We start from the raw sequence: 5,765 nt of genomic DNA, 5'->3' as shown, positions 1-5,765 counted from the left end.
GCCGCGGCCCTCGGGGAGGACGGCGAGACGCGGGCGCTGCCGTTGCACGCGTGACCTGTCCGTCTGGCTCGGTCCCGGTCCGGATCAGTAGACGTCGCGGTCGTCCACGACCCGGGTGGTCTCCGTGGCCCGGCCGCGACGCTGGGCGACGACGAGACCGAAGATGAGACCGATGATGCCGCCGACCATCAGGATGTACCCGATGATCTGGATGCTGATCCCGGCGATGTCGAAGCTGACCGCGAACGCGAGGATCGCGCCGACGATGATGAGGGCGATGCTTCCACCGATGGTCATCGGGAGGCTCCTCGTACGTGGGGGACCGGCGGCGCCGGTCGAACTTCGGTGAGCGTCGTGCTCGCCCGACCCCGTGTCAACGACCCGCTGCGTCCCTTCGGCCGACCGGTGTCCCGACCGGGGGTCACCGTCCGGCGGATCCGAGGCTGCGGACGAGCTCGACGAAGTGTTCGCCGCGGTGGACGAAGTCCCGGTGGGTGCCGAAGGACGGGGCGGCGGGGGACAGCAGGACCGCACCGCCGCGAGGCGTCCGCTCCGCTGCGAGCTCGACGGCCGCGGCCAGGTCGTCGACGTGCGCGTGGTCGGCCCCAGCTCCAGCCAGGGCCGCGACGAGCCGGTCCGCTAACGCGCCGCTGACGATGGCGGTGGCATCGGCGGTGGCGATCCGTGCCGCGAGCTCGTCGAGCTCCTGGCCGCGGTCGTCACCACCGAGCAGGAGCGTCACGGGGCCGGTGGGGGCGTACGCGTCGAGCGCGGCGAGCGTCGCTTCGGGGACGGTCGAGATGGAATCGTCGACGTACCGGACCCCGTCGATCTCGGCGACCGGCGTCAACCGGTGGGGCAGCGGCGCGAAGTCGGAGAGCGCGTCGAGCAGGTCTCCGGCCGCGACGTCCGTCCCGCGGTCGGCGAGCACGGCGTCGACCAGCCCGACGGCCAACGCCGCGTCGTCGACGAGGTGCTCTCCCACGAGCCCGGCGGCTCGGACGGCGGCGCCCAGCCGCTCGCGCTGCGCGGCGACGTCGGCGATCGCGTCGACCCGTTCCGCGACCAACGGGTGGGTCGCGGCGACCCTGGTGCTCAACCGCCGGCGAGCCAGATCGAGCAGACGCAGCTTGTCGGTCTGGTACCGCTCGAGGCTGCCGTGCCACGGCACGTGGTCCTGCAGCAGGGTGGTCAGCCCGGCGATGGGGATGTCCGCGCCGAGGTCGGCGAGCTGGTAGCTGGACAGCTCCACCACGACGGTCTGATCGGCGGTGTCGACGCCGGTCAGCGGCGTCCGGCCGATGTTGCCGCAGAGCGCCACGTCGACGCCGATGGCGCGCAGGACGTGGGCGGTCATCGCGGCCGTCGTCGATTTCCCCTTGGTACCGGTCACCGCGATCAGGTTCGAGCGGGTGTCGGCGGCCAGCCACCGGCCGGTCGGGGTCGAGGTGGGGACACCGGTCGCGACCAGGTCAGCCAGCGCGGTCCGGTACGGGCTGACGCCGGGGGAGCGGACGATCTCGTCGAGCGAGCCGAGGTCCGACAGCGGGGCATCGAGATCCACCTCGCCGCGGAGGTCGAGCGCGGCCCCGGTCCGGCGGAGCGCGGGGTCGTCACGATCGATGGGGCGTTCGTCGACCAGGATGACCTCGGCGTCCGCTGCGCCGCCGGTCGACAGCCAGTCGCGGGTCTCGCGGCCGAGACCCGCGACGAGGAACCGGATCGTCACGGCGCGACCGGATCGTGCGACGGCGCCGCGAGGACGTCCTCGGTGAACCAGGTCCGTTGCGGCTCGGGGAGCTCGGAGGCATCGGTGGTCGCGATCAGCTCGGCGAGACGGTCCGCGGATCCCGTCCCCGCCCGACCGAGCTCACGGACCGCCAGCGAGTCGGCCCAGACCGGGTCGTCGGCGAGGAGGTCGAGCGCGAGCTGCGCCTCGTCGATCGTGCCGACGCACTCGAACGGCTTGGCGTTCGGGTCGACGAGCGCGCGGACGCCGGGGAGCTGTGCCGGGTCGTCGAGCGCGTCGAACCCGAGCCGGTCGACGAGCTGCTCCCGGGGCAGGAACGGCGCGAGCGTGAGCTGGACGAAGCGGCACTTCGGGCAGTCGCCGCACCACTCCACCCGCTCCTCGGTGAGCGAGTACGCGCGGTTGCAGCTGTTGACGGCGGACAGCAGGTGGGGGTGGCGGGCGAACGCGCGGGCGATGACCAGCTCGGACGCGGGGCGCAGGAACGACCACGCCGACACGGCACCACCGGTCAGCGCGTCGGCGGCGGCGACGTGGAGCTGCTCGAACATCGACGACTTCGAGTACTGGTGGTTGACGTCACGGTCGGTCAGGCGCCGGGTCGGTTCGTCGGCCGCGCGTTCGTTGGACAGCAGGACCGCTCCCCGTCCGAGAGCGGCAGCCGCGACGGTGCAGATGGACGCGACGATCGCGGTGATCGGGACGTGTCCGTTGATCGCGCCAGCGTCGTTCAGCGCGAACAGCAGCGGATCGAGCTTGCGACGGACGGAGACCAGCGGGAGGCCGACCGCGTCGGCGGTCGCCTGCATCGACCGGCGTGGGTTGATCGCGATGGTGAGGGCGTCAGGGTCGTGCTTGGCGGCGACCGTGGCGGTCACCGCCGAGTCCTTGCCGCCGCCGACCGGCACGAGCACCCCCGACGGGGGCGGGCCCGCGTCGGGCACGTCGGTGACCGGGTCGGCGTGGACGTCGAACGCGCCGGTCAGGTCGAGGTCGTGGTCGAAGGCCAGCTCGGCGAGACCCTCGGTCAGCAGCGCCTCGACCATCCGAACGGCCGCGGTCGGCGCAGGACCGAGGTGGATGTCGCGGGGCAGGCAGACCTTGAGGTAGCTCGTCGCGGCGCACAGCAGCGTCAGCTGGAGCGCGCCGCGGACCGCGGGGGAACGGTCAGCCGCCGCCTCGATGTCGAGGTCCACGAAGGTCAGGCGTTCGGTGAAGGTGGCGAGCCCGTCGATCCCGTAGGTGAGCGCGACCTCGCTGCCGTCGGCTTCCCACCCGACCACACGGAAGGCGGGGGAGTCGGCGGTCCCGCCGAGCTGGCGGTAGGTGTCGGCGCGGACCTGGTCGAGGTCACGGGTCACGCCGACACCTCGCGGTTCCAGCGGGTGCTCGGGCGGGTGGTGGCCTGCTCCTGGAGCCGGTGGCGGGTGGCGGGATCGTTGGCGGCCCACGCTGCGGTGGTCGCCATGGCGAGGGCACCGTCACGGACCGCGGCGTCCGCCGACGCGGTGATGCAGGCCGCGGTGAACCCCGGCTGGTGGTTGACCGCCCCGCCCGCGTCGATACCGATCATCGGGTGGATGGTCGGCACCCGTAGCGACACGTTGGCCATGTCGGTCGAGCCGGCGAGCTGCAGCGACTCGTCGGCGGCGGGGAAGCGCCGACCGAGGCCCTCGGCGGCGATCTGGTAGATGCCGGCGAGCTCGCGGTCGTCGCGCATCTGCGAGTACGGCTCGTGGTCGCTGCGCAGCTCGAGGCTCGCTCCGGTGGCGATCGCACCCGCCTCGAAGCAGGCGGCCACACGGGGTTCGAGCTCGGCGAGCTCCTCGAGGTCACGGGCTCGGACGTACCAGCGGCCGGCGGTCTCGTGGGGGATGATGTTCGGCGCGTCACCGCCGTGGGTGACGATCCCGTGGATGCGGTCCGTCGACGCGATGTGCTGGCGGAGCAGGCCGACACCGACCTGCGCCACGGTCAACGCGTCGGCGGCGTTGATGCCCATCTGGGGGTACGCCGAGGCGTGCGCCGGCCGGCCGGTGTAGGCCACGTCGAGGTGGCGGACGGCGAGGCACGGCATGGACACGGCCTCGTACGGCGCCGGGTGCACCATCATCGCCACGTGCGCGTCCTCGAACAGCCCCGCGTCGAGCATCGTGATCTTGCCGCCGCCGCCCTCCTCGGCCGGGGTGCCGAGGACGGTGATGGTGAGGCCGAGATCGTCGGCGACCTCGGCGAGCGCGAGGCCCGCACCCGCGGCGGCCGCCGCGATGATGTTGTGCCCGCAGGCGTGACCGATGCCGGGCAGGGCGTCGTACTCGGCGCAGATCGCGACGTGGAGGTCACCCGTCCCGACGGTCGCCGTGAGGGCGGTGTCGAGCCCGGCGACCCCGTGACGCACGTCGAACCCACCCGCGTCGAGCGCATCGGCCACCCGCCGCGAGGAGGTGTGCTCCTCGAAGCCGATCTCCGCGTCCGCGTGTACACCGTGGGAGAGCGCGATGAGCGCGTCTCGCCGGGCGTCGGTCGAGCGGGCGAGTTGGTCACGGACGTCAGGCACGGGCAACCTTCGTGCGGGCGAGCTCCGAACGGTACTCGCCGACGACAGGAGCACGACCGTGAGGACCGTTCGCTGGACGTTGTCCACCGCGGTCATCCTGCTGCTCGCGGCATGCTCATCCCAGTCCGACGACGTCGTGGCGACGTCACCCGCGCCACCCACGGAGGCGACCGCATCCCCGGATGCCGCGCCGACGCAGGGGCCCACCTCGGAGCCGGGATCCGCAGCGGCTGGCGACGACGCATCCAGCGAGCTGCTGGCCTTCAGTGGACGCCGACTTTCCGGTGGCACTTTCGACGGGGCTGCGGTGACCGGGGACGTCGTGGTGTGGTTCTGGACGCCGTGGTGAACGTCGTGCAACCGTGAGGCTCCCGCGGTCGCGGACGCGCTGAAGCGACACCCGGACGTCACCTTCATCGGCGTGCCGGCCAAGGACACCGATGCCGAGATGACGGCGTTCGTCGCACGTCACGGGCTCGACGACATGGTCCAGGTCGTCGACGATGACGGGGACATCTGGGCCCGGTTCTCGGTCCGTGTCCAGCCCGCGTGGTTCTTCCTGCCGGCCGGGGGTGAGCCGATCGCGGTCTACGGTGGGCTCTTCGACGGCGCGCTCGACGAGCGCATCGAGCAGAGCTTCCCCTGACCGGTGGGGAGCGCGAGGAGGGTCCGTGGCGGTCCGTGTGCTGCTGCTGGACGTGATGGACACGGTGCTCCGCGACGCCTACCGCGACGCCCTGGCGGCGGCCACGAACGTTCCGCTCGCGGAGCTGTTCCGGCGCCGTGATGCCGATCTCTGGCCCGCCTTCGAACGGGGCGAGCTCGACGAGACGGCCTACTGGGCTGGCTGGGGGGACGCCGGCATCGCCTGCGACGTCGAGGCCTTCCACGAGGCGCGACGTGACGGGACCCGGTGGATCCCCGGGATGCGTGAGCTGCTCGACGACCTCGACGGCGCCGTCCAACGTGTCGCTGCCTCGAACTACCCGGTCTGGATCGAGGAGCTGGCCAGCGGCCACCTCGCCGGCAGGTTCGAACGGGTGCTGGCGTCCCACCACCTCGGGGTCCGCAAACCCGACCCGGTGTTCTTCGAGCTGCTCCTCGCTGAGGTCGGTGCGGAGCCATCGGAAGCGGTGTTCGTCGACGATCGCGAGGTCAACGTCGAGGCGGCCCGCGACGTCGGCATCGCCAGCCACCGGTTCGTCGACGCGGCGGGCCTCCGTGTCTGGCTGGAGGGGCTCGGCATCCCGGTCCTCGGCGAGGGCCGAGATCGCGGCTGACGCTCCGCCGGCACACGCGGTTCAATCTGGCGCGAGTTCGGCATCGGGTGTCGATGGGATAGACCCGAAGGCGTACGTGGAACGGGCGTTGCCTACTGGCTCGGCCCGCCCAGTCCTCGGCTCGCGGGGTCCTGACGTGGCGCTGGCGCCACGCCAGCGCCCCGGTAGGCCGGCGCGC

The 5,765-nt window shown here is 72.5% G+C and carries 7 protein-coding genes; 3 read left to right on the top strand and 4 right to left on the bottom strand.

All coding sequences use genetic code 11. The features are described from left to right. Positions 1 to 84 precede the first annotated feature (84 nt). From WEB03_RS02745 to WEB03_RS02730, 4 genes are all read right to left on the bottom strand, one after another. A complete protein-coding gene (locus tag WEB03_RS02745; RefSeq protein WP_368069438.1) occupies positions 85 to 297 on the bottom strand; it encodes a DUF6458 family protein in 213 nt (70 codons plus the stop codon). Positions 298 to 421: 124 nt separating this feature from the next. Next, positions 422 to 1,729, bottom strand: coding sequence for a UDP-N-acetylmuramoyl-L-alanine--D-glutamate ligase (gene murD, locus WEB03_RS02740; protein ID WP_368069437.1), 1,308 nt, complete (start codon positions 1,727 to 1,729; stop codon positions 422 to 424). Then, positions 1,726 to 3,111 (bottom strand): hypothetical protein, encoded by a 1,386-nt coding sequence (locus tag WEB03_RS02735; RefSeq protein WP_368069436.1) that lies wholly within the window; start codon positions 3,109 to 3,111, stop codon positions 1,726 to 1,728. The genes murD and WEB03_RS02735 overlap by 4 nt, the downstream gene beginning before the upstream one ends. Further along, entirely contained in the window at positions 3,108 to 4,307 is a 1,200-nt protein-coding gene (locus tag WEB03_RS02730; RefSeq protein ID WP_368069435.1) for a M20 family metallopeptidase, read from the bottom strand. The genes WEB03_RS02735 and WEB03_RS02730 overlap by 4 nt, the downstream gene beginning before the upstream one ends. 58 nt (positions 4,308 to 4,365) lie before the next feature. Between WEB03_RS02730 and WEB03_RS02725 the strand changes: the two genes are divergently transcribed. The 3 genes from WEB03_RS02725 (at position 4,366) to WEB03_RS02715 (ending at position 5,587) form a co-directional block, all read left to right on the top strand. Beyond that, positions 4,366 to 4,656 (top strand): hypothetical protein, encoded by a 291-nt coding sequence (locus tag WEB03_RS02725; RefSeq protein ID WP_368069434.1) that lies wholly within the window; start codon positions 4,366 to 4,368, stop codon positions 4,654 to 4,656. 72 nt (positions 4,657 to 4,728) lie between these two features. Beyond that, positions 4,729 to 4,953 carry a hypothetical protein gene (locus WEB03_RS02720; RefSeq protein ID WP_368069433.1) on the top strand — a complete coding sequence of 75 codons (225 nt, stop codon included), beginning with the start codon at positions 4,729 to 4,731 and terminating at the stop codon, positions 4,951 to 4,953. 25 nt (positions 4,954 to 4,978) lie between these two features. Further along, positions 4,979 to 5,587 (top strand): HAD-IA family hydrolase, encoded by a 609-nt coding sequence (locus WEB03_RS02715; RefSeq protein ID WP_368069432.1) that lies wholly within the window; start codon positions 4,979 to 4,981, stop codon positions 5,585 to 5,587. Positions 5,588 to 5,765 lie beyond the last annotated feature (178 nt).

Source organism: Nitriliruptor sp. (genome assembly GCF_040882075.1).
Lineage (GTDB): Bacteria > Actinomycetota > Nitriliruptoria > Nitriliruptorales > Nitriliruptoraceae > Nitriliruptor.
The sequence above is the reverse complement of the archived record's forward strand: the minus strand, read 5'-3'. Positions and strand labels throughout refer to the sequence as shown.

What these genes read in the sequence shown, in the direction of transcription:
- WEB03_RS02745 (WP_368069438.1), bottom strand. Translation starts at nt 297, where the DNA reads ATGACCATCGGTGGAAGCATCGCCCTCATCATCGTCGGCGCGATCCTC.